The sequence below is a fragment of the Parasedimentitalea psychrophila genome (assembly GCF_030285785.1).
GTDB classification, from domain to species: Bacteria; Pseudomonadota; Alphaproteobacteria; order Rhodobacterales; family Rhodobacteraceae; genus Parasedimentitalea; species Parasedimentitalea psychrophila.
Map to the genome: position 1 here is coordinate 2,077,414 of NZ_CP127247.1, position 21,968 is coordinate 2,099,381.

A 21,968-nucleotide genomic window follows, 5' to 3' on the forward strand; every position below is an offset into this window, starting at 1 on the left:
ACCAATATGAGTGCCGAAATGAAAGCTGAAAAAGCCGAGGCTGCTGCATGGTTTCGCACCCTGCGTGATCAGATTGTTGCAAAGTTTGAGGCGCTGGAAGACAGCCATGACACCGGCCCCCTGTCCGATCAGGCGCCGGGCCGGTTTGAAGTCTCGGAGACCAAGCGGGCGGCAGAGGATGACGCCGATGCCGGCGGCGGGTTGATGAGCGTGATGCGCGGTGGCCGGGTCTTTGAGAAGGTCGGCGTCAATGTCTCTGAGGTTTACGGCACTTTGGGTGAGCGGGCGCAGAATGCCATGGCGGATCGCAAGGGCATTCCGGGGATGAAGGACGACCCGCGGTTTTGGGCCTCGGGGATTTCGCTGGTGGCGCATATGCAAAACCCGCATGTGCCTGCGGTGCATATGAACACCCGGATGTTCTGGACACCGCATACATGGTGGTTTGGCGGTGGCTCTGACCTGAACCCCTGCATCGAATATGACGAAGACACCGCGCATTTCCATGCCCAGCAAAAGAAGCACCTGAAGCCCCACGGCGGGCTGCTGCACCCAAAGCTAAAGGCCTGGGCGGACGAGTATTTCTACATCCCGCACCGCAATCGCGCCCGCGGTGTCGGTGGCATCTTTATGGATGATCGCAACAGCGGTGACTGGGAGCGGGATTTTGCTCTGACTCAGGATATCGGCCGTGCCTTCCTGCCCGCCTTTGTGCCGCTGGTGGAAAAACGCCGGGTGCAGGACTGGTCCGAGGCCGACAAAGAGGCTCAGTTGATCCATCGCGGGCTCTATGCTGAATACAATCTGGTCTATGACCGGGGCACCAAATTTGGTCTGGAAACCGGCCATGATGCCAATGCGGTTCTGATGAGCCTGCCGCCAATGGCCAAATGGATATAGGCCGTCACCCAGCGATTTAGGGAGACGGTGCTTTTCGGAGACGGTGATTTAGCGAGGTGGCGTTAGCTACGCCACTCGAAAAATCCGTCTCCGGCGCGCTTCAGCAGGTTTTCAGCCATCTCGCGTCCCAGTTCCACACCGTCCTCAACAGCGCAGGTTTCATCTGCAGAAATGGCCTCTGACCCATCCGGGCGCAGCACCTCGCCGCGCAGCCGCAGGATATTGCCATCCAGTTCCGCCAGCCCGGCAATTGGCGTCTCGCAAGAGCCATCCAGCGCCGCCAAAAACGCACGTTCAGCGGCCAGCCGCTGGCCTGTTGTCTTGTCGTGCAGGGCGGCCAGCATCTCGGCGACGCTGTGGTCATCGGCGCGGCGTTCAATGCCGATCGCCCCCTGGGCCACCGCGGGCAGCATGTCGTCAGTGTCGATCGCCGTTGCCGGCACATCGTCAATTGCCAGCCGGTTCAGGCCAGCCATCGCCAGAAATGTGCATTCTGCAACGCCGTTGGCCAGTTTCTTCAACCGGGTCTGCACGTTGCCGCGAAACTGCACCACGTTCAGATCCGGGCGGCGGTTCAGCACTTGTGCGGTGCGCCGCAGTGAAGAGGTGCCAACAACGGCGCCGGTCGCCAGATCGCGCAGCGTGGTCAGTTTGGGGGAGACAAAGGCGTCCCGCACGTCTTCGCGCGGCAGATAGGTGTCCAGCAGCAACCCGTCGGGTTGGGCCACCGGCATGTCCTTCATTGAGTGCACCGCGATGTCGATGGCACCGGACGCTAGGTCTTCCTCGATCTCTTTGGTGAACAGGCCTTTGCCGCCCAGTTCCTTCAGTGGCTTGTCGGCCGCGATCAGCGCCTGATTGTCGCCGGATGTCTTGATGATGACGATCTCAAAGGCCGCCTCGGGCAAATCAAACGCGGCTGCCAGGCGGCGGCGGGTTTCATAGGCCTGAGCCAGCGCCAGCGGCGAACCACGGGTGCCGATTTTCAGGGGCGAGGCGGGGGAGGGCAGCATCAATGTCATGGCGTCAGCCTTAATGTACTTTTGGGTCCAGTGGAAACTGCTATTGCATCTGCCGCGTCGGATATTGCGCCGCTTTGATATAGGACAAAGATAAGGTGCAGCGGGAAAGCTTATTTCGCTGTTGAGGGCTGGGGGCATTGCAAATGGCGGCTTGGCCTTGACAAACGACTGCTTAAGCCTGACCTCAGGCAGCAAGCGACAGATGAGGAATGACATGGCCGAGACCAAAAAACTGCTGCGTGCCCTAGCGGGTGAGACCCAGGATGTGCCACCGATCTGGATGATGCGGCAGGCCGGGCGTTACCTGCCCGAGTACCGCGCCACCCGGGCCCAGGCCGGTGATTTCCTCAAGCTGTGTTATAATCCCGAACTGGCCGCCGAGGTCACCCTGCAGCCGATCCGCCGCTATGGCTTTGACGGCGCGATCCTGTTTGCCGATATCTTGCTGGTGCCGCAGGCGCTGGGTGCGGATCTGTGGTTTGTCACCGGCGAGGGCCCGCGCCTGTCCACCGTGACCACCCAGGCTGATTTCGACAAGCTGGGACCGGTCAGCGATATTCACGAGGTGCTGAACCCGATTTACGAGACGGTCAAGATCCTGTCACGCGCATTGCCCTCCGAGACCACCCTGATTGGTTTTGCAGGCGCGCCCTGGACCGTGGCCACCTATATGATCGCTGGTCGTGGCACCCCGGATCAGGGGCCTGCGCATCTGCTGCGCGAAGAGAATAACGCGCTGTTTGAGGCGCTGTTGGCGCGGATCACCGCCGCGACCATCGAATATCTGTCCTGCCAGATTGAGGCCGGCGCCGAAGTGGTGAAGATCTTTGACAGCTGGGCCGGGTCACTTAAGGGCGATGCGTTTGAGAAATATTCTCTGGCGCCTGCGCGTGAGATCACTGCGGCGCTGAAGGCGCGCCATCCCGGTATTCCGATCATCGGCTTCCCGCGTGAGGCGGGGGAAAAATACATTGGCTTTGCCAAGGCCACCGGCGTGGACTGCGTGGCGCTGGACAATTCGGTGTCGCCGATCTGGGCGGCGCAGAACGTGCAGGTGGATGGCTGTGTGCAGGGCAACCTGGCCTCGCGTCATATGGTGACCGGCGGTCAGGATCTGGTGGATGACACCCGTGCCATTGTGGAGGCGTTCAAAAATGGCCCGCATATCTTTAATCTGGGCCACGGTATTACCCCGGATGCAGACCCGGATAATGTGCAGCTGATGATCGATACGGTGCGCGCTGGTTGATCCGGTGCGGGTCAGCGCGCAACCTTGCGGGGGTTGTTAACTTAAGGATTGAGCGAGGGGCCAGCCCCTCGCGCTCCCCGGGATATTTGCGGCCAGATGAATGTGGATCCGGTCTTTGCCTTGTTGTGGCGCCCGGTTTCAGGCATGAGCGCCGCAACGAGTGCCAGTTGAAAGGGTATTGCGATGGATTATGGAAAAACAGGTGGGCCCCAAAAAGGGGGCAAGAACACGCCTCGGCACAAAGAGCATAACGCCAAGGGGACAGATAAGAATCCTTTTGGTAAGAATGCCACCAAGGCTGAGCTGCTGGAGCGGATGAAGGCGGCGGCGGCTAAGAAAAAGGCCTGACTCTTAATCGGGTTGGCTCGCTATGCCCAGTTCAGACAGGATTTCGTCCCTGTGCTGGCCGCGTGTCGGGCTGGGCGGTGCGCTCCAGACTGGCTGGCCGGAAAAGCGCGGTGCAGGGGCGGCCTGCAAGGCCCCCTGCGCCTCGACCCAGGTGGCGCGGCTGTTCATCGGATGGGCCATTGCCTCTTCGGGGTTCAGCACCGGCGCGACGCAGGCATCGCTGCCGTTGAACAGCGCCGCCCAGTGATCGCGCGGCTGGCTGGCAAACACTCCGGTCAGGCGGTCGGTCAGGGTGGGCCAGCTTTGGCGATCATATTGCTGTTGAAAGCCTGGATCATTGCTCAGGCCCAGCAGGTGCAGGAATTCGCCATAGAATTTGGGTTCCAGGCATTGCACCGAGATAAACCCGCCATCGCCGCAACGATAGCTGCGGCTCCAGTGGGGGCCGTCGAGCAGGTTCTGGCCCCGGGTGACGCCAAAGTTGCCGGTCTGGCGCATGGTCAGCAACAGGTTCATCATATGGGCTGAACCGTCGTAGATGGAAGCATCGACCTCGCAGCCCTGGCCGCTGGTTCTGGCCTTCAGGATTGCCGCCAGCAGTCCCACCGCCAGATACAAGGCGCCGCCGCCGATATCGCCCACCAGAGTTGGCGGCGTCAGCGGCACATCACCAGGGGCCGAGCTGTACCACAGTGCGCCGGATAGCGAGATATAGTTGAGATCATGGCCGGCCGTATGGGACAGCGCGCTGTCCTGACCCCAGCCGGTCATGCGGCCAAACACCAGCGCCGGGTTCAGCGCCCGGCAGGTGACAGGCCCCAGCCCCAGTTTCTCCATCACGCCGGGGCGAAACCCTTCGATCAATCCATCTGCGGTGGCCACCAGTGATTTGAAGATTTGAACGTCATTCGGGTCTTTCAGGTCCAGCGCGATCGAGCGCTTGCCGCGATCCAGGATTGAGCGCTCGGGCATGCCGGGGGTGACGGTGCCGCCTTTGCGGTGTACGCAGATGACGTCAGCGCCAAGATCAGCCAGCAACATGGCGGCAAAGGGTCCGGGGCCCAGACCCTCGACTTCGATAATGCGGATGCCGTTCAGCATGGTGATCTCCTTGGCTTGGCGGTGTCCGGCCCCGGTACCGGGGCATTCGGGCCGTCTGTGCAGGGGGGGCTTTTGATCAGTCAAGCATCGCTTATTGCGCCTGATACATGGTGACAACGCAGGCGCCGCCCAGCCCTAGATTATGTTGCAGCGCCGTGCGCGCACCTTCAACCTGAGTGGTTGCCGCAGTGCCGCGTAGCTGACGTGTTAGCTCGTAACATTGCGCCAGCCCGGTGGCGCCCAGGGGGTGACCCTTGGAGAGCAGCCCGCCCGACGGATTGGTGACATATTTGCCGCCGTAGCTGTTGTCGCCATCGGCGATGAACTGGCTGGCGCCGCCCTCGGGGCAGAGGCCCAGACCCTCGTAGGTGATCATCTCGTTGTGGGCGAAACAATCGTGCAACTCGACCACGTCCAGATCTTCGGGGGTGATGCCGGTCTGTTGATAGACCTGAGCGGCAGCGGCGGCGGTCATGTCATAGCCCACCAGCCGCATCATGTCGTGGCTGTCAAAGGTGCTGGCGGTGTCGGTTGTCATTGCCTGACCGATGATCTGCACCGTGCTGTCCAGCCCGTGCTTTTTGGCATAATCTTGGCTGACTACGATGGCGGCGGCGGCACCGCAGGTGGGCGGGCAGGCCATCAGCCGGGTCATCACCCCCTCCCAGATCATCGGAGCGGCCAGCACGTCCTCGGGGGTTAGCTCGGTGCGAAACAGCGCCAGGGGATTGTTCACCGCATGGCGGCTGGCCTTGGCGCGGATGCGGGCCAGATCGGTCATGGTCGAGCCATATTTTTCCATGTGGGCCTTGCCCGCGCCGCCAAAGTAGCGCAGCGCCAGCGGGATTTCCGGGTGGCCGACCAGCGCGTCGGTCTCGGCGTCGAAGGCGTCGAACGGGCTGGGCCGGTCGTCCCAGTGCGACCCCAGGGCCCCCGGCTTCATCTGTTCAAATCCCAGTGCCAGCGCCACATCCACAGTGCCCGAAGCCACGGCCTGGCGGGCCAGGAACAGCGCGGTGGATCCGGTTGAGCAGTTGTTGTTGACGTTGAATATGGGAATGCCGGTCATGCCGACCTGGTACAGGACCGTCTGGCCGCAGGTACTGTCGCCATAGGTATAACCAGCATAGGCCTGTTGCACCGCGTCATAGCTGAGCCCGGCATCCGCCAGCGCATCGCGAATGGCTGCGGCTCCCATTTTCGGATAGGGGTCATTCTGGCCAGGTTTGACAAATTTGGTCATGCCAACCCCGGCGATAATCACGTTCTCAGCCATTGTTATGTCCTCAACTTCCGGTCCACAGTGTTGTGGCCTACCGGGCTGCCCCTTGCGGCAACTGTCAAGATGAGACTCTGGTTGGGCGATAAATACCACACGTCACCGGCCTTGCGTTGACCGCTGCCTCTGCTTTGGCTGCTGATGAAACACCTGCGGCGGCCTCCGGTGCTCAATAGCGGCCGCGGCCCCCAGTGCCGACCCCAGTGCCGACCCCAGTGCCGACCCCAGTGCGGGCAATCTGGCGCGCCTTTTGCTGTTCGCGCAGAAACACGAACAATCCGGCGCCCATGATCAGCAACATGCCCAGCCAGACCTCCCATTCGGGCAGGTCCGCCCAGATCAGCCAGCCCCACATCACCGCCAGCGGCAAGCCAATATATTCAAACGGCGCCACTGTGGCCGCATCTGCCAGCCGGTAAGCCTGGCTTAAGCAATAGCCGATGATGGCTGCGTTAAAGCCCAGCCCTAGGAACAAGTACCAGTCACTGGCACCGGGCAAGATCCAGGCCCGCAGCAGGAATTGCATCGACGGGTCAGCGACGCCCTGGGCGTAGCGGCCATCGCCGGCCACTGCGTAAAATCCCAAAGACACCAGAATGAAGGCGCCCTGCACATAGGCCGCCAGTGCCGAGGCCTTGGTGGTGGCGCCCAGTTTGCGGGTGAACACCTGGTTCAGCGCATAGGTCAGCGCCGCCAGCACCGGCATCAGCAACACGATACGGTCGACATCCGCGCTGTCGCTGCCCTCCCAGGGGCGCTGCATGATGATGACGCCGATAAATCCAACCACCACTGCACCCATCCGCATCACGCCGACCTTTTCACCCAGCACCGGGATCGACAGCAGGGTGATGAACAGTGGCGCGGCAAAGAACAGTGCGGTGACATTGGCCAGCGGCATCACCGACAGGGCGACAAAAAACGACATGTTGGAAATCACCAGCATCAGCCCTCGCAGGCCGTGCAGGACAGGGTTCCGGGTTCTGAGGATGGAAAACCCGCCTTCGAGTTGCACCAGAACCAGAGTGAAGATCAAAGCGATAGAGGAGCGGGCAAAAACGATCTGATGCAGCGCATAGCCGCCTGACAGGTGTTTGATCAGCACATCATTCAGCGAGATCGCCGCCATCCCGGCGAGGATGAACAGGATGCCCTTGCGGGCCTCAACGGTGATGGTCTGGCTCATGATTGCGCTCCTCTCTGGCGGATGGCTATCACGCCGGGCGACCCTTGCGCGCGTTGTAGCGACATGCGGTGCCGCTATTGCCAATTGGTCGTAGGAGTCTTGGCAGCTGGGGTGGGTCGGGCGTAAGAGTGGACAGCAGAGCAATGTCAGGGAGGACCAGCCATGCAGATGAGTGACCAGAAAGAGATCGCTGCCGATCCGGCCTCCGTCTATGCGGCGCTGCTTAACCCTGAGGTGCTGATGGCCTGCGTGCCCGGTGCCCAAGAGGTGAAAGGTTCGCCCGAACAGGGGTTCGAGGCGACGGTTATCCAAAAGGTCGGACCAGTCAAAGCGACCTTCAAAGGTCAGGTGACACTGTCGGATCTGGTCGAGAACGAAAAGCTGACCATCGCTGGCGAAGGTAAGGGCGGCGCGGCTGGTTTTGCCAAGGGCGGCGCAGTGGTCATGCTGAGCGCCAGCGAGACCGGCACCCTGCTGTCTTACGATGTGGAGGCCAGGGTCGGCGGCAAACTGGCGCAGCTGGGCAGCCGCTTGATTGACGGTTTTGCCAAAAAGCTGGCGGATCAGTTCTTTACCAATCTGCAACAGGCTTTGGCTCCGGAGGCGGTTACCGCAGAGGAAGATGCCATCCCAGAAGGTGAGGCAAAGCCAGAAGATGAGACAAGGCCAGAGGGCGAAAAAAAGACGGGCTGGCTGAAGAAAGTCACTGGCCGCGGTTAGCCCCTGCACAGATGCACACCCACTTGCGCATCGGTTTTGTGCGGTGCCCCTCTGGTCGGCGCGGGCGCCAATGAGTAACTAGTTCCAAACTGATCAGTTCAGAATGGGAGCGTCATGCCTGCTATCCTCGCCATCCGCGACTTGCGGAAATCATACGCAAATGGGTTTGAGGCGCTGAAAGGCGTGACCCTGGACATCGAAAAAGGTGAAATCCTGGCTCTTCTTGGCCCGAACGGGGCAGGCAAGACCACGCTGATTTCGACGATCTGCGGTATCATCACCCCCAGTTCAGGCACCGTGACGGTTGGCGGCCATGACACCATCTTGGATTTTCGCGCCGCGCGGTCGCTGATCGGGCTGGTGCCGCAGGAAATCAATCTGGAGCCCTTTGAGACGGTGTGGAACACGGTGCGGTTCTCGCGCGGGCTGTTTGGCAAGTCGCGCAACGATGCGCTGCTCGAGGATATCCTGCGTAAGCTGTCCCTGTGGGATAAGCGCAAGAGCCGGATCATGGAGCTGTCTGGCGGCATGAAACGCCGGGTGCTGATCGCCAAGGCGCTGAGCCACGAGCCGCGTGTCCTGTTCCTGGATGAACCCACCGCCGGTGTCGATGTCGAGCTGCGCAAGGACATGTGGAATATCGTCGCCGAGCTGAAGGCCTCGGGGGTCACCATCATTCTGACCACCCATTACATCGAAGAGGCCGAGGCGATTGCCGACCGGATTGGAGTGATCGCCGACGGGGCGCTGCTGCTGGTCGAGGAAAAGGAAAACCTGATGGCCCGCATGGGGCAAAAGCAACTGGAGGTGCAGTTGACCACCCCCATTGCGGTGCTGCCAGAGCAGCTGGCGCATTACGATCTGCAACTGGTGAACGGCGGCGATGCGCTGGTCTATACCTATGATACCCGCGGTGAGCGCACCGGCATTACCGGTTTGTTGAATGACGTGGCGCAGGCTGGTCTGGTGCTGGCGGATGTGCAGACCCGTCAATCCAGCCTCGAAGACATCTTTGTTGACCTCGTTTCAGGAGACGCGCCATGAACTGGACCGCAGTCGCATCCATCTACCGGTTTGAAATGGCCCGGTTCTTTCGCACTCTGATGCAGAGCTTTCTGTCGCCGGTGATGTCAACGTCATTGTATTTTGTGGTCTTTGGCGCCGCCATCGGCAGCCGCATTGATCAGGTTGAGGGCATTGATTACGGCGCCTTCATCGTGCCCGGCCTGATCATGCTGAGCGTGATGACCCAGGCGATTTCCAACGCCTCGTTTGGCATTTACTTTCCCAAGTTCATCGGCACCATCTACGAGCTGTTGTCGGCGCCGGTGAATTTTCTGGAGATCGTGCTGGGCTATGTGGGTGCGGCGGCCACCAAGGCGCTGTTCATCGGTGTGGTGATCCTGGCCACGGCGTCGCTGTTTGTGGATCTGACCATTGCTCATCCGTGGGCTATGGTGCTGTTCCTGCTGCTCACCTGTCTCAGCTTTGCGTTGCTGGGATTCATCATCGGCATCTGGGCTGGCAATTTCGAACAGTTGCAACTGGTGCCGCTGATGATTGTGACGCCGCTGGTGTTTTTGGGAGGCTCGTTCTACTCGATCTCGATGTTGCCGCCGATCTGGCAGAAGATCACCCTGTTCAATCCAGTAGTCTACCTGATTTCAGGCTTCCGCTGGGCATTCTTTGACACCGCAGATGTGCCGGTGGGGCTCAGCTTGCTGGCGATTGGTGGCTTCACAACGCTGTGCCTTGCGGTGATCTGGTGGATTTTCAAAACTGGCTGGCGCATCCGCTCCTGACCAGGCTCTCCCGCCCGTCGCAGAATGCATCCTTGATGCATCGCTCCCGTTGGGCGTGGCGCCGCGCTGACGCGCGGCGAAGGCCGCCGACGGTTGACAGGTGAGCATTCTGGGCGGATGCAGTCGCGCCCCTTGACCCGGAACCGGCCGGGAACGCAGGTCCGCACGCGTCAGCGTGCCATGCCCAACGGGGGAGAGGCATCCACAGGATGTCCGAGACGGGCGGGAGCCGTTGTTCAGCTGTGTGCTGTGTTCGCGGGTGTTAACGGGTGTTGGGCAGGGCGCAAATGCGTTGCAATTTTGCCCGCTCGTGTGTTGTTTTTTCATTCCGTGACGTTTCGCGCGCTACCGGCACCTTGTTTCGGACAGGGTGGCGATCTACATCGGCGTAATGACCCTACGCTTTCCCTTTTTAAAGAAACCGCCACTGGTCGCTGTTGTGCGCCTTGCTGGTGCCATTGGAATGCCCGGCCGCGGTGCGCTGAGTGATGCCGCACTGGCGCCTGTTCTGCATCGCGCCTTTCGCAAGGGCAAACCCGCTGCGGTGGCGCTGGAAATCAATTCTCCGGGGGGATCGCCGGTGCAAAGTTCGCTGATCGGCGCGCGTATCCGTCGCCTCGCGGGTGAACTGAAGCTGCCGGTTTACGCCTTTGTCGAGGACGTCGCGGCCTCGGGTGGGTACTGGCTGGCGGTTTCGGCGGATGAAATATGGGCCGATGACAGTTCGGTTGTGGGGTCGATCGGGGTGATCTCGTCTGGCTTTGGCGCGCATGAGCTGCTGGCCCGCCAAGGGGTGGAGCGGCGGGTCTACACCGCTGGCGAAAGCAAATCGATGCTGGACCCATTCCGCCCTGAGAACGCCGAAGACGTAGCACGGCTGAAGACACTGCTGGGCGATATTCATCAGAATTTCATCCGCCATGTGACCGCGCGGCGTGCGGGTAAGTTGAGCGAGGCGGAGAGCCTGTTCACCGGTGAAATCTGGTTGGCGGGTCGGGCCGCTGAATTGGGATTGATCGAGGGTATTGCCCATCTCAAACCCAAAATGCAGGAGATATTCGGTGAGAAAGTCCGGTTTCGCCGCTACGGCATTAAAAAGCCATTGCTAAGCCGGTTCGGAGTGTCACTGGCGCAGGAGGCACTGGGGAGCGTCGAGGAGCGTGCGGCTTTTGCGCGCTTTGGTCTCTGATATGATTTTCAAGATCGTTTCTCTGTTTCTGGTGGGAATGGCGGTGCTGGCGATGTTCGGCAAGCTGCGGTTTCCGGGGCAAAAGCGGCTGCAGTCAGCCCGCTGCCCCAAGTGCGGCCGTTTCAATATTGGTAAAGGCCCCTGTGCCTGTGGAAAAGGACGGCACGGATGATGATGCCATGGCTGTTGTCGGGCTTGGGTCTGGTGATCCTGCTGCTGGCAGGGGATGCGCTGGTGCGCGGTGCGGTAAACCTTAGCCTGCGGTTGGGTGTGCCTGCCTTGATTGTCAGCCTGACCATCGTGGCCTTTGGCACCTCGGCACCCGAGCTGTTGATCGCCATTCAGGCGGTGTCAGATCATGCCCCCAGTATCGCGCTGGGCAATGTGGTCGGGTCGAACACGGCCAATATTCTGCTGGTTCTGGGCATTCCGGCAATCCTGACCGGGCTGCACACCAGCGAATGTGATAGCCGCAAGAACTATGTCTTTATGCTGATCGCTTCGGTGCTGTTCATTGCGCTGGCCTTTTGCGGCGTGTTTACGGTCTGGTCGGGCTTGATCCTGCTTGCGGCGCTGGCATTGGTGCTGGGGGTGGCGTTCCTTGAGGCCCGGGCGCATCGTCGGTGTGGATGTGACAGTGGCGATGACCTAGAAGAGATCGACGAAGCCGACCCCAATATGCCCTACTGGCGCATCGGTGTATATTTGGTGCTGGGGCTGATCGGTCTGCCATTGGGCGCTGACATTCTGGTCGACAACGGCACCGAGATCGCGCGGACCTATCACGTCAGCGAACGGGTGATCGGCTTGACCCTGATCGCCATCGGCACCTCGCTGCCCGAATTGGCCACCACGGTGATGGCGGCGCTGCGCCGTCAGGCGGACGTGGCATTGGGCAATGTCATTGGCTCCAATATGTTCAACCTTCTGGCCATCGTTGGCATCGCCACCTTTATTGGCCCGATCCCGGTTAGCCCCACTTTTCTGGAGTTTGACCTCTGGGTGATGCTGGCGGCTTCTTTGCTGCTGGTGCCCTTTGTGTTCTTCAAGCAGGACATCACCCGAAACTGGGGTTTTGTACTGACGGGGCTTTATCTGGCCTACATGGCGGCGGTCCTGTAAACCCAATGCTGCAGCCGCTAGAAAAGGATGGATCATGCGCGCATTGGTAACCGGGGCTGGCAAGCGGCTGGGCCGGGCCATGGCCCTGAAGCTGGCGGCGCGTGGCTATGACGTGGCCGTCCACTACGGCAACTCGCAACGGGAAGCACAGGATACCGTAGCCGAGATCCGTGCGCTGGACCGTCAGGCTGTCGCGCTCCGGGCGGATCTGCTGTCCGAGGAGGCGGCGCAGGACCTGCTGCCCGCCGCCGCACTTGCCCTTGGCGGACCGATCACCTGCCTGGTCAACAATGCCTCGATTTTCGAACATGACAGGGCCACCACAGCCAGCCGAGACAGTTGGGACCGGCATATGGGGAGCAACCTGCGGGCGCCCTTTGTGCTGATCCAGAATATGGCAGCGCAGGATCTGGACCTTTCGCTGGACGCCAATGGTGAACCGCTGGCCGCTGGCCTGGTGGTCAATATGATCGACCAGCGGGTGCGCAAGCTAACGCCTGAGTTCTTTAGCTACACTCTGGCCAAATCAGCCCTCTGGACCCTGACGCAAACCGCCGCGCAGGCGCTGTCGCCTCTGTTGCGGGTGAATGCCATTGGCCCTGGCCCGACCCTGGCTGGTCCGCGCCAGTCGCTTGATGACTTTACCCAGCAACGCGCCAGCACCCTGTTGCAACGCGGTGCCAACCCCGGTGATGTCACCGCTGCATTGGCCTATCTGCTGGATGCGCCAGCCGTTACCGGGCAGATGATTTGTGTCGATGGCGGCCAACATTTGAGCTGGCAAACCGCCGATGCCATGGGGCGCGAATAGCTGACAATTCGTGCCCTATGCGCACAACTCGCCGAAAGTTGTGCACCGGGGGCAATTCAGCCGTAAAAAATCAACAAAAATGTTTATGTTTTCAACAAGTTAACAAGTGTTCAAAAAAGAACTCAACAATATCAGGTGGTTGCAATTTCGCCTAAAAAATAAGCAAACCCGGTTTTTCTCTCGTTTTCAACGAAAACTGCCGGATACCCAAAAGATATCTCCACAGTTACCCACAGGATCGGTGGATTTGTTAATGCTTGAAATATGCGCTTGAACATTGCAGCCCGGGGCAGGGAATCATATCTCTGGTAACATGATTGATTTGCCCCCCACAGAGCCGCCCGAGCCAGCTGAATCACTTGAACCGGTAACCGGCTATGCTGTGGTGCTGGGCTACCTGAATACGCTGGATGGGTCCCCCGGTGTGTATCGGATGCTCGATGCCGAGAACCGGGTTCTCTATGTTGGCAAGGCGCGCAACTTGCGGGCGCGGGTTTCGAATTACAGCCGCCCGGGTCACAGTCCGCGCATCGAGCGAATGATAGCGCTGACCCGCTCGATGATGTTCCTGACCACCCGCACCGAGACCGAGGCGCTGCTGCTGGAGCAGAACCTGATCAAGCAGCTCAAGCCGAAGTACAATGTGCTGTTGCGCGACGACAAAAGCTTTCCGAACATCCTGCTGGGCAAATCGCATGACTATCCGCAGATCAAAAAGCACCGCGGTGCGCGCAAGGAAAAGGGCAGCTATTTTGGCCCCTTTGCCAGCGCCGGGGCTGTCAACCGAACCCTGAACCAGTTGCAAAAGGCATTCCTGCTGCGCAATTGTTCTGACTCCATGTTCGAAAGCCGCAGCCGCCCCTGTTTGCAACACCAGATCAAACGCTGTTCGGCGCCCTGCACCGGGGCGATCACCCGCGAGGACTACGCCAGCAGTGTGCACGACGCCGAACGCTTCTTGTCGGGCCGATCTACCAAAGTGCAGGAAGAACTGGCGGCACAAATGATGACGGCCTCCGAAGCGATGGAATTTGAACGCGCCGCCGCCCTGCGCGACCGGATCAAAGCCTTGACGCAGGTGCAGACGGCGCAGGGTATCAACCCGCGCGGCGTCGCCGAGGCGGATATCATCGGATTGCATATGGACGGTGGTCAGGCCTGCGTGCAGGTGTTCTTTATTCGCGCCAACCAGAACTGGGGCAATCAGGATTTCTACCCGCGTATCGGCGCGGATATTTCTCCGGCCGAGGTAATGGAGGCCTTTATCGGCCAGTTCTACGACAACAAAGAGCCGCCCCGCCAATTGATCCTGTCGGACGGTATTGAGAACGAAGACCTGATGACCGAGGCGCTCAGCGGCAAGGCTGCACACCGGGTCGAAATCATAACGCCACAGCGCGGCGAAAAGGCAGAACTGATCGCCTTTGCGGTTCGCAACGCCCGCGAATCCCTGGCCCGCCGCATGTCCGAAAGCGCCACCCAGGCCAAGCTGCTGCGGGGCCTGGCCGAGGCCTTTGACCTCGATGCTCCGCCACAGCGGATTGAAGTCTACGACAACTCGCATATTCAGGGCACCAACGCGGTTGGCGGCATGATCGTGGCTGGCCCCGAGGGCTTCATGAAAAAGGCCTACCGCAAGTTCAACATCAAGGGCGATGACCTGACCCCGGGTGATGATTTTGGCATGATGAAAGAAGTGCTGCACCGGCGGTTTTCCCGGCTGCAAAAGGAAGACCCGGATCGCAGCAAGGGGCACTGGCCGGATCTGCTGCTGATCGACGGCGGCGCCGGTCAGGTCTCGGCTGTCGAGCAGATCATGCAAGAACATGGTGTGGGTGACATTCCGATGGTTGGTGTGGCCAAAGGCGTTGACCGCGACCACGGCAAGGAAGAGTTCCACCGCACCGGTCAGCGCCCCTTTGCACTGCAACGCAACGACCCGGTGCTGTATTTTGTTCAGCGCATGCGGGATGAGGCGCACCGCTTTGCCATTGGCACCCACCGCGCCAAACGCGCCAAGGCGATGAGTGCCACGCCGCTGGACGACGTGCCGGGCGTTGGCGCCAGCCGCAAACGGGCACTGCTGGCACATTTTGGCAGCGCCAAGGCGGTCAGCCGCGCCAACCTGTCCGACCTCAAAGTGGTCGAAGGGGTCTCGGTGGCGCTGGCGCAGCGCATATATGATTTCTTTCAGGATAAATGACGCCGCAAATCGCTGAAAACAGAACCAAATCCCTTGTTCATCTGGCTCTAAATATCCCCGCCGGAGGCATCTTCCCCTTTAGGGGGGAATTTTGCCAGCATCGGCTTTCCACTCGCGCACGAGCAAGTTAAGGTCCGCTTTATGATATGGAATGTACCCAATATTCTAACGTTGTTGCGTCTGGTGGCCGCTCCTGGTCTTGCAGTGATGTTTCTCTATTTCAGCCGCCCCTATGCGGATTGGTTTGCATTGACGCTGTTTGTCATTGCAGCGCTGACCGATTGGGTTGATGGATATCTCGCACGCACCTGGAAGCAGGAAACCAAACTGGGCGCCATGCTGGACCCGATTGCCGACAAGGCGATGGTGGTGATCGCCCTGATGGTGATTGTCGGCTACTCTTCGATGTCCCCCTGGCTGGTGCTGCCTGCCACCTTTATCCTGTTCCGCGAGGTCTTCGTCTCGGGCTTGCGTGAATTTCTTGGCGATACCGCTGGTACGCTGAAAGTGACGCCGCTGGCCAAGTGGAAGACCACGGCGCAGATGGTGGCGATTGCGGTGCTGTTTGCTCAGGGTATTTTTGAGCATTACCTGGGCATGGCAACCTGGGGAATGGATCAGCCCTTTGTCGAGCGGATCATGGCGGGCGAAGTTGACGACCTGCAGGGGGTCCGCTGGAAGTTCGAAGCCATGGTCTGGTCCGGTCGAGCTGGCCTGTGGTTGCTGTGGGTCGCTGCAGCGCTGACCCTGATTACCGGTGCTGACTACCTGCGCAAGGCCTTCCCGTTTCTGAAGGAAAATACCTGATGGACATCCTTTATTTTGCCTGGGTTCGCGAACGTATCGGCGTGCCGCGCGAATGGGTTGAAACCAGCGCCACCACTGTCGCCGCACTGGTCGAGGAACTGCGCGGCCGCGAGGATCGCTATGCGGCTGCCTTTGCAGACCTGTCGGCCCTGCGGGTGGCATTGGACCAAGAGCTGAGTGATTTTGACGCCTCGTTGAATGGCGTGCGTGAAGTGGCGTTCTTTCCACCGATGACCGGGGGCTGATCCAATGCGGGTATCGGTGCAGGGTGAGCGTTTCGAGCTGGGACATGAGGCCGAAGCCTTTGCCCAAGCCAACACAAGCGCCGGCGCCATTGTCACCTTTACCGGCATCGTGCGGCAGGCGGATCAGGGCGGTTTGGTGGCGATGGAGATCGAACACTATCCGGGCATGACCCACAAGGCTCTGACTGAAATCGCGCAAACTGCGCTGGAGCGCTGGTCACTGCGCGATGCGCTGGTCATTCACCGCTATGGCCGTCTGGCGCCGGGGGAGCTGATCATGATGGTCGCCACCGCCGCGCGCCATCGCAAAGATGCCTTTGAGGCGGCCGAATATCTGATGGATTACCTCAAGTCCCGGGCTCCGTTCTGGAAAAAAGAAGTGCTGGCTGACGGGGCGGAAAATTGGGTGGCCTCTAGGGCTGAGGACGAGGATGCGCTGAACCGCTGGTAGGGCTCCCGCCCGTCATACGATCATTTCATGATCTTCTCCCGTTGGGCCGGGCGCGCGGCCTGCGGCCGCGCGGTGTCGATCCGTTGAAAATAAACCTCATAGCCGGACCGGATGTCACCGACCTTGTCGCAGTTGCCCCGATTTTCTCAGGCGGCTGCGGCGCATATCGTGCAACGATTTCGGATCAGGCCGCATGGGATCGCGCCTTGCGCCGCAAGACTTGTAAGCTGGCTTGTTACCCAGCTCCGGCGCAGCCAGTACCTGCAAAACGACGGCGCAAGTGCTCAGCTGAGCAGGCAGCGGGCTGGCTCAAGCGCAAGGGGCTCGGACAAATCAAAGATGCCGTTTCAATCCGCAAAAGGCCTGCCTCAGTCGAGGATTGCGCGGTTCCAGGCCATTGGGGGGGCAGGCCATTGGAATTCCAGGACACTGATGGTGTGGAGTCCTCACCCACCAGTCGGCATCGAAGTGTGCCATATTGGTGATGGACCTGTCACGGTATTGTTCCGCCCCTTTGAGAGCATATTCTGCCCCAAAGGAGATACACCATGGCACCACGACCATCCGAAGAATTCAAACGCGACGCAGTGCGGATCGCACTGACCAGCGGGCTGACCCGCCGACAGGCGTCCTCCGATCTTGGGGTTGGTATGTCCACCCTGTGCAAGTGGATCAGAACCTATCGTGACGCGGACGTTGTTTCGAAAGAGGATCAGGAACTGGCCAATGAGAACGAGCGCCTTCGCCGGGAAAACCGCCTTCTACGTGAGGAGAGGGAGCTGCTAAAAAAAGCAACAATCTTCTTTGCGGACCAAAGCAAATGAGGTTTTCATTTGTTGAAAAGCACCGCAATAGCATTCCCACAGAGCGACTTTGCCGGATTGTGGATGTCACCCCACGTGGCTACCGAGCCTGGCGCAAACGCCCTGCCTGCCAGCGTCAACGTGGGGATATGGTTCTGTTGGCCCACATCCGGGAGCAGCACCGCCTGAGTTTGCAGAGCTACGGCCGACCGAGAATGGTCGAAGAACTGAAAGAGCTTGGTCTGGATATTGGTCACCGCCGTGTCGGCCGATTGATGCGCCAGAACGGCATATCTGTTGTCAGAACCCGTAAGTACAAGGCCACAACGGACAGCAATCACAAGTTCAACATCACGCCAAACCTGCTGAACCGGAACTTCTCAGCAGATCGACCCAATCAAAAATGGGTTGTTGATATCAGCTACATCTGGACCCGCGAGGGCTGGCTCTATCTGGCCGTGGTTCTGGACCTGTACTCCAGGCGCGTGGTCGGTTGGGCTGTCAGCAACCGGATGAAGCGCGATCTGGCCATACGGGCGCTGAACATGGCCATAACCCTGCGCAGGCCGCCCAAAGGATGCATCCATCATTCTGATAGGGGCAGCCAATATTGCTCGCAGGATTACCAGAAAATCCTGCGCCGGTATGGCTTCAAGGTATCCATGAGCGGCAAGGGTAATTGCTATGATAACGCCGCAATGGAAACCTTCTTCAAAACCATCAAAGCGGAATTGATCTGGCGGCACTCTTGGCAAACCCGCAGGGCTGCTGAGATCGCCATCTTCGAGTACATTAATGGGTTCTATAATCCCCGCCGGAGACACTCGGCATTAGGCTGGAAAAGTCCCTTGGCTTTTGAAAAGATCGCCGCCTAAATGAGCACAAGGGGCGGAACGAAAGCGGGACAGGTCCAATACCTCCTCTTTAGTTGGTGAGCCTTCGTTGTTCTCGATAATGAGTCCGCCGGGTTGAACACAGCTCCATGCATTGGCCACCCCAGCTGGTAGAAGTGAAAATACTAAGAGTGAAAGCAAACCGGCCTGCGCCTTCATCATGTCTCAATCACCTCATCGTTCGAGTTTCCATGTACCGAAACCGATAACAGACATTGGCGCTTAGTGCAGCATTTGACGCATTGGGCTCTGACCAGCCATTCACTGCGCTCGTCACGAATGACCGCATTGGGCGATGGATTCAGACGGTCAGCCTGTTGAACCCAGGTGTGAGCAGGGATTTGCAGAACCGGCCAAAACGCTGATAGCTGCCTTTAGGTCGCGCCCCGTCGATGACCCGCTGCCGGGCTCAATGACCTCAACACCATAATAGGACATTATCTCGCTCCTTTCGGGGCTTTGTCTGCGGTTTTGCCATTGCTTTGGTTTCAACGGGGCGCCGCAGTTTACTGTCGAGCATCGAGGCGACAATCGGGTTGCCCTGCGGCAACTCGACGGGATTGGCTTCAGCGGTCAGGGCAGGGCCGTTGGCCGTGCCGCCAATTGTGGTGATCGGCAGGCCATTGGCATCCGCGTCGGCAAAGGCCACATCGGCCCGGCCCACCTCATCCAATGCCCGGCAGGCGATTGCGCAGCAATCTGCCGAGAGGGGGCGGATGGCTCAGAGGCACAAACATCTCGCGAGAACCGCGCTTCTGGCCGCGCACTTCGTCTTTGACGATGGCATATCCCCAAGCTCTCCCGAGCATCAAAAGGACAAAGGTGGCCGGTTGTTAAGTCGCTGGTCAGCCTCTGCTGAACATCCATTGGTGGTTCGGCGGCCTGTTGAATGCGCAGGGTCAGCGCCTAGAGCAATTTGAGGACTTTGGTATTCTTGCGAAAATGGGCCAGAACGTCGCGGTAAATTTCGGCGGAGGCCTCGAGGGCATCGGTGGGTTCCAGCCGTTTGGGTGCGCTCAAATATTTGGCGACGATCAAGGAATTCTTTCACATATATCATGGGTTTCCCGGTTTGCCGGCCCGCGCCGCCGTGCTGGAAACTGCCACAACTATCGGTTTTCATGTTTAAGATTGAATTGACTGAATTGCGATCGGCGCCTAAATGTGACCGAGGCTGAAGCTGATAGCCGGGCCGGTTCGCGAACAGGGCTTGAATTCGGCGGGGTCACAAGCTAAGTCCAACGCTGATTGTTAGCAGAGAGAACCAGTCAAATGGCCACTATCAACCCCGTTCAGTTCATCCAGCAGGTTCGTGCCGAGGTCTCCAAAATTGTCTGGCCGACCCGCCGCGAAGTTCTGCTGACCACCGTTATGGTGTTTATCATGGCCTCATTGACGGCGGTGTTTTTTGCTCTGGTCGATGTGCTCATCCGCTTTGGGCTGGCTGGCGTGCTGGATATGTTCAAGTAAGCCAGGCTGATGGGGGCGGTGACGCCCCGCCGAAAAGGTGGCGCACCTCTTGATCTCGTCTCGATTGGCGGGTAGGTGGGCCATGTCTTTGACAAGGGCGTGCGGCGATTCGTGTTGCGCGCCGATTTTTGTTAAGATGCAGCCCCGTGCTGCAAAGAAATTCAAGCGACGGCAAGGCAATGGTGCCAACCCGGCAGAACAAGGACGATCAGGTTCATGGCGAAACGGTGGTATACGGTCAGCGTGCTCTCGAACTATGAGAAGAAAATCGCAGAACAGATCCGCACGACGGCTGCTGAAACTGGTCTGGATGGCGACATCGACGAAGTTCTGGTGCCCACCGAAGAGGTGATCGAGGTTCGTCGCGGTAAGAAAGTGACCACCGAGCGCCGGTTTATGCCGGGTTATGTTCTGGTGCACATGGAGATGAGCGATCACGGCTATCACCTGATTAGCTCGATCAACCGGGTCACCGGTTTTCTGGGGCCGCAGGGTCGCCCGATGCCAATGCGTGATGCCGAGGTGAACCAGATCCTGAACCGCGTTCAGGAAGGCGAAGAATCGCCACGTACTCTGATCCATTATGAGATCGGTGAGCGGGTCAAGGTCAACGAAGGTCCGTTTGAGGACTTCGATGGCATGGTCGAGGAAGTTGATGAAGACAACCAGCGCCTTAAGGTGACGGTGTCGATCTTTGGCCGGGAAACCCCGGTTGAGTTGGAATTCACTCAGGTTACCAAACAGGTCTGAGTGGGCGGTGCGTGCTAGCACGCACCCTACGCCCGGGCGACCGGGTTCATTTGTGGGAGGTGATGGCGCGCGCGTCGGATCTGTACCACGCTTACCAATGCACCGGAACGCGTTCTGGATGCGTAGGGTGTGTGCTAGCACGCACCGATGATAAAGGAGAAGGCTTATGGCCAAGAAGCTCGCAGGCAAAATGAAGCTGCAAGTTCCCGCCGGTAAGGCAAACCCGTCGCCACCAGTTGGTCCGGCACTGGGTCAACGCGGCATCAACATCATGGAATTCTGCAAGGCGTTCAACGCCAAGACTGCAGATTTGGAGCCCGGTGCGCCGTGCCCGACCGTGATCACCTACTATCAGGACAAGTCCTTCACGATGGACATCAAGACGTCGCCTGCGTCTTACTTCCTGAAAAAGGCGGCTGGCGTGAAATCCGGCGCTAAAACACCATCGCGTGAAGTGGTTGGTACCGTGACTGCGGCTCAGGTGAAAGAAATCGCCGAAGCCAAGATGAAAGATCTGAACGCCAACGACATCGAAGGCGCCATGCAGATCATCCTGGGCTCTGCCCGTTCTATGGGCATCGAGGTGAAGTAAGATGGCTAAGCTTGGAAAACGTACTCGCGCATCGCGCGAAGCTTTCGCTGGCAAGGTGAACCTGTCGGTGGAAGAGGCTGTTGCTCTGGTTAAGGGCAATGCCAAGGCTAAATTCGACGAGACCATCGAAATTGCCATGAATCTCGGCGTTGATACACGTCACGCTGACCAGATGGTTCGCGGTGTTATCGGGCTGCCAAATGGCACCGGTAAATCCATGCGCGTTGCTGTTTTTGCACGTGGCGCCAAGGCTGATGAAGCCAAGGCTGCTGGCGCGGACATCATCGGCGCCGAAGACCTGATGGAATCCATCCAGGGCGGCACCATCGATTTCGATCGTTGCATTGCCACTCCTGACATGATGCCCATCGTTGGTCGTCTGGGTAAGGTCCTGGGCCCACGCAACCTGATGCCGAACCCCAAAGTCGGCACTGTGACCATGGATGTGAAAGCAGCCGTGGAAGCAGCCAAAGGTGGCGAAGTTCAGTTCAAAGCTGAAAAAGGCGGCGTTGTGCATGCTGGTGTTGGCAAAGCGTCATTTGACGAAGCCAAGCTGGTTGAAAACATCCGCGCATTTGTGTCGGCTGTGGCCAAGGCCCGTCCATCGGGTGCCAAGGGTGCTTACATGACCAAAATCGCACTGTCCTCGACCATGGGTCCGAGCGTCACTGTTGAAGTGGATAACGCTGCTGCCGAATAATTTGGCAGAGGCGACAAGATTTGGGCCCGGAATTGCTGACGCGATTCCGGGCCCTTTTTGCTGCCTTGGCGAGGCCCGGTGGGGATTATGAGTTTGCATCTCGCCGGGATCGAATTTTGCACTTGGATTATACCTAAAATCCTCTTAGGAACGGTGTTGAAGTGGAGCGTGCGATTCGTCGCGCGCTTCACTTCGTTTCGTCCAAGATGGTGGGTGACCCTTAATCGGGGTCTTAATTTCCCTCCTGAGACGGGAAAGACAAAAAAGATCGAGGACTTTCAAACCCTCGGGCGATTTTTGGCTCACCCCGTAATTACGGACCCGA

At 59.2% G+C, this 21,968-nt stretch carries 23 protein-coding genes and 1 pseudogene; 19 read left to right on the forward strand and 5 right to left on the reverse strand.

Annotated elements, in window-relative coordinates; genetic code table 11:
* The first annotated feature begins 6 nt into the window (after positions 1-6).
* On the forward strand, positions 7-900 hold the full coding sequence (gene hemF / locus QPJ95_RS10040) for an oxygen-dependent coproporphyrinogen oxidase (RefSeq protein WP_270919163.1): 894 nt from the start codon (positions 7-9) through the stop codon (positions 898-900).
* Positions 901-962: 62 nt separating this feature from the next.
* Here hemF and hemC read toward each other — a convergent pair whose 3' ends face one another.
* The gene (gene hemC, locus QPJ95_RS10045) at positions 963-1,922 is read right to left on the reverse strand and encodes a hydroxymethylbilane synthase (RefSeq protein ID WP_270919162.1); all 960 of its coding nucleotides are present in this window, start codon (positions 1,920-1,922) and stop codon (positions 963-965) included.
* 214 nt (positions 1,923-2,136) lie between these two features.
* Between hemC and hemE the strand changes: the two genes are divergently transcribed.
* Complete coding sequence (hemE, locus tag QPJ95_RS10050) at positions 2,137-3,171, forward strand: uroporphyrinogen decarboxylase (protein WP_270919161.1); 1,035 nt, start codon at positions 2,137-2,139, stop codon at positions 3,169-3,171.
* 183 nt (positions 3,172-3,354) lie between these two features.
* The gene (locus QPJ95_RS10055) at positions 3,355-3,519 is read left to right on the forward strand and encodes a hypothetical protein (protein ID WP_270919160.1); all 165 of its coding nucleotides are present in this window, start codon (positions 3,355-3,357) and stop codon (positions 3,517-3,519) included.
* Between the two features lie 3 nt (positions 3,520-3,522).
* Here the strand turns inward: QPJ95_RS10055 and QPJ95_RS10060 are convergent, their stop codons facing one another.
* From QPJ95_RS10060 to QPJ95_RS10070, 3 genes are all read right to left on the reverse strand, one after another.
* On the reverse strand, positions 3,523-4,620 hold the full coding sequence (locus QPJ95_RS10060; protein ID WP_270919159.1) for a CaiB/BaiF CoA transferase family protein: 1,098 nt from the start codon (positions 4,618-4,620) through the stop codon (positions 3,523-3,525).
* 91 nt (positions 4,621-4,711) lie between these two features.
* A complete protein-coding gene (locus QPJ95_RS10065) occupies positions 4,712-5,896 on the reverse strand; it encodes a lipid-transfer protein (protein ID WP_270919158.1) in 1,185 nt (394 codons plus the stop codon).
* Positions 5,897-6,068: 172 nt separating this feature from the next.
* Positions 6,069-7,085: a DMT family transporter gene (locus tag QPJ95_RS10070; RefSeq protein ID WP_270919157.1), complete on the reverse strand. Its 1,017-nt coding sequence runs from the start codon at positions 7,083-7,085 to the stop codon at positions 6,069-6,071.
* Positions 7,086-7,247: 162 nt separating this feature from the next.
* Here QPJ95_RS10070 and QPJ95_RS10075 point away from each other — a divergent pair, with 162 nt between their 5' ends.
* The 12 genes and pseudogenes from QPJ95_RS10075 to QPJ95_RS10125 all read left to right on the forward strand — a co-directional run bounded on the left by QPJ95_RS10075 (position 7,248) and on the right by QPJ95_RS10125 (position 18,113).
* Positions 7,248-7,805: a CoxG family protein gene (locus QPJ95_RS10075; protein WP_270919156.1), complete on the forward strand. Its 558-nt coding sequence runs from the start codon at positions 7,248-7,250 to the stop codon at positions 7,803-7,805.
* Positions 7,806-7,919: 114 nt separating this feature from the next.
* Entirely contained in the window at positions 7,920-8,849 is a 930-nt protein-coding gene (locus tag QPJ95_RS10080; RefSeq protein WP_270919155.1) for an ABC transporter ATP-binding protein, read from the forward strand.
* Positions 8,846-9,607, forward strand: a complete 762-nt coding sequence (locus QPJ95_RS10085; RefSeq protein WP_270919154.1) for an ABC transporter permease — start codon at positions 8,846-8,848, stop codon at positions 9,605-9,607. Before QPJ95_RS10080 ends, QPJ95_RS10085 begins: the two co-directional genes overlap by 4 nt.
* 391 nt (positions 9,608-9,998) lie before the next feature.
* On the forward strand, positions 9,999-10,796 hold the full coding sequence (locus QPJ95_RS10090; protein ID WP_270919153.1) for a S49 family peptidase: 798 nt from the start codon (positions 9,999-10,001) through the stop codon (positions 10,794-10,796).
* 171 nt (positions 10,797-10,967) lie between these two features.
* Positions 10,968-11,918: a calcium/sodium antiporter gene (locus QPJ95_RS10095; RefSeq protein ID WP_270919278.1), complete on the forward strand. Its 951-nt coding sequence runs from the start codon at positions 10,968-10,970 to the stop codon at positions 11,916-11,918.
* A 34-nt stretch (positions 11,919-11,952) separates the two neighbouring features.
* The gene (locus QPJ95_RS10100; protein WP_286018258.1) at positions 11,953-12,729 is read left to right on the forward strand and encodes an SDR family oxidoreductase; all 777 of its coding nucleotides are present in this window, start codon (positions 11,953-11,955) and stop codon (positions 12,727-12,729) included.
* A gap of 313 nt (positions 12,730-13,042) precedes the next feature.
* Entirely contained in the window at positions 13,043-14,932 is a 1,890-nt protein-coding gene (gene uvrC, locus QPJ95_RS10105; RefSeq protein ID WP_270919152.1) for an excinuclease ABC subunit UvrC, read from the forward strand.
* Positions 14,933-15,073: 141 nt separating this feature from the next.
* Positions 15,074-15,739, forward strand: a complete 666-nt coding sequence (gene pgsA / locus QPJ95_RS10110) for a CDP-diacylglycerol--glycerol-3-phosphate 3-phosphatidyltransferase (RefSeq protein WP_270919151.1) — start codon at positions 15,074-15,076, stop codon at positions 15,737-15,739.
* Positions 15,739-15,984 carry a molybdopterin converting factor subunit 1 gene (gene moaD / locus QPJ95_RS10115; protein WP_270919150.1) on the forward strand — a complete coding sequence of 82 codons (246 nt, stop codon included), beginning with the start codon at positions 15,739-15,741 and terminating at the stop codon, positions 15,982-15,984. The genes pgsA and moaD overlap by 1 nt, the downstream gene beginning before the upstream one ends.
* A 4-nt stretch (positions 15,985-15,988) precedes the next feature.
* Entirely contained in the window at positions 15,989-16,435 is a 447-nt protein-coding gene (locus QPJ95_RS10120) for a molybdenum cofactor biosynthesis protein MoaE (RefSeq protein WP_270919149.1), read from the forward strand.
* Positions 16,436-16,581: 146 nt separating this feature from the next.
* Positions 16,582-16,842 (forward strand): annotated as a pseudogene (locus tag QPJ95_RS24445) (IS30 family transposase); the annotation flags it as partial.
* Positions 16,843-16,983: 141 nt separating this feature from the next.
* A protein-coding gene (locus QPJ95_RS10125) for an IS3 family transposase (protein ID WP_390922366.1) occupies positions 16,984-18,113 on the forward strand; the annotation gives its coding sequence in 2 pieces (ribosomal slippage) (positions 16,984-17,227 and positions 17,227-18,113; 1,131 coding nt in all).
* A gap of 436 nt (positions 18,114-18,549) precedes the next feature.
* Here QPJ95_RS10125 and QPJ95_RS10130 read toward each other — a convergent pair.
* Positions 18,550-18,804: a hypothetical protein gene (locus tag QPJ95_RS10130; RefSeq protein ID WP_270920943.1), complete on the reverse strand. Its 255-nt coding sequence runs from the start codon at positions 18,802-18,804 to the stop codon at positions 18,550-18,552.
* A gap of 599 nt (positions 18,805-19,403) precedes the next feature.
* On the opposite strand from QPJ95_RS10130, the gene secE reads away from it, so the two are divergent.
* The 4 genes from secE to rplA all read left to right on the forward strand — a co-directional run bounded on the left by secE (position 19,404) and on the right by rplA (position 21,643).
* Positions 19,404-19,601, forward strand: a complete 198-nt coding sequence (gene secE, locus QPJ95_RS10135) for a preprotein translocase subunit SecE (protein ID WP_127750160.1) — start codon at positions 19,404-19,406, stop codon at positions 19,599-19,601.
* Between the two features lie 216 nt (positions 19,602-19,817).
* The gene (nusG, locus tag QPJ95_RS10140) at positions 19,818-20,351 is read left to right on the forward strand and encodes a transcription termination/antitermination protein NusG (RefSeq protein ID WP_270920942.1); all 534 of its coding nucleotides are present in this window, start codon (positions 19,818-19,820) and stop codon (positions 20,349-20,351) included.
* Between the two features lie 166 nt (positions 20,352-20,517).
* Entirely contained in the window at positions 20,518-20,943 is a 426-nt protein-coding gene (gene rplK / locus QPJ95_RS10145; RefSeq protein WP_270920941.1) for a 50S ribosomal protein L11, read from the forward strand.
* 1 nt (position 20,944) lies between these two features.
* Positions 20,945-21,643 carry a 50S ribosomal protein L1 gene (rplA, locus tag QPJ95_RS10150; protein WP_270920940.1) on the forward strand — a complete coding sequence of 233 codons (699 nt, stop codon included), beginning with the start codon at positions 20,945-20,947 and terminating at the stop codon, positions 21,641-21,643.
* Positions 21,644-21,968: the final 325 nt, after the last annotated feature.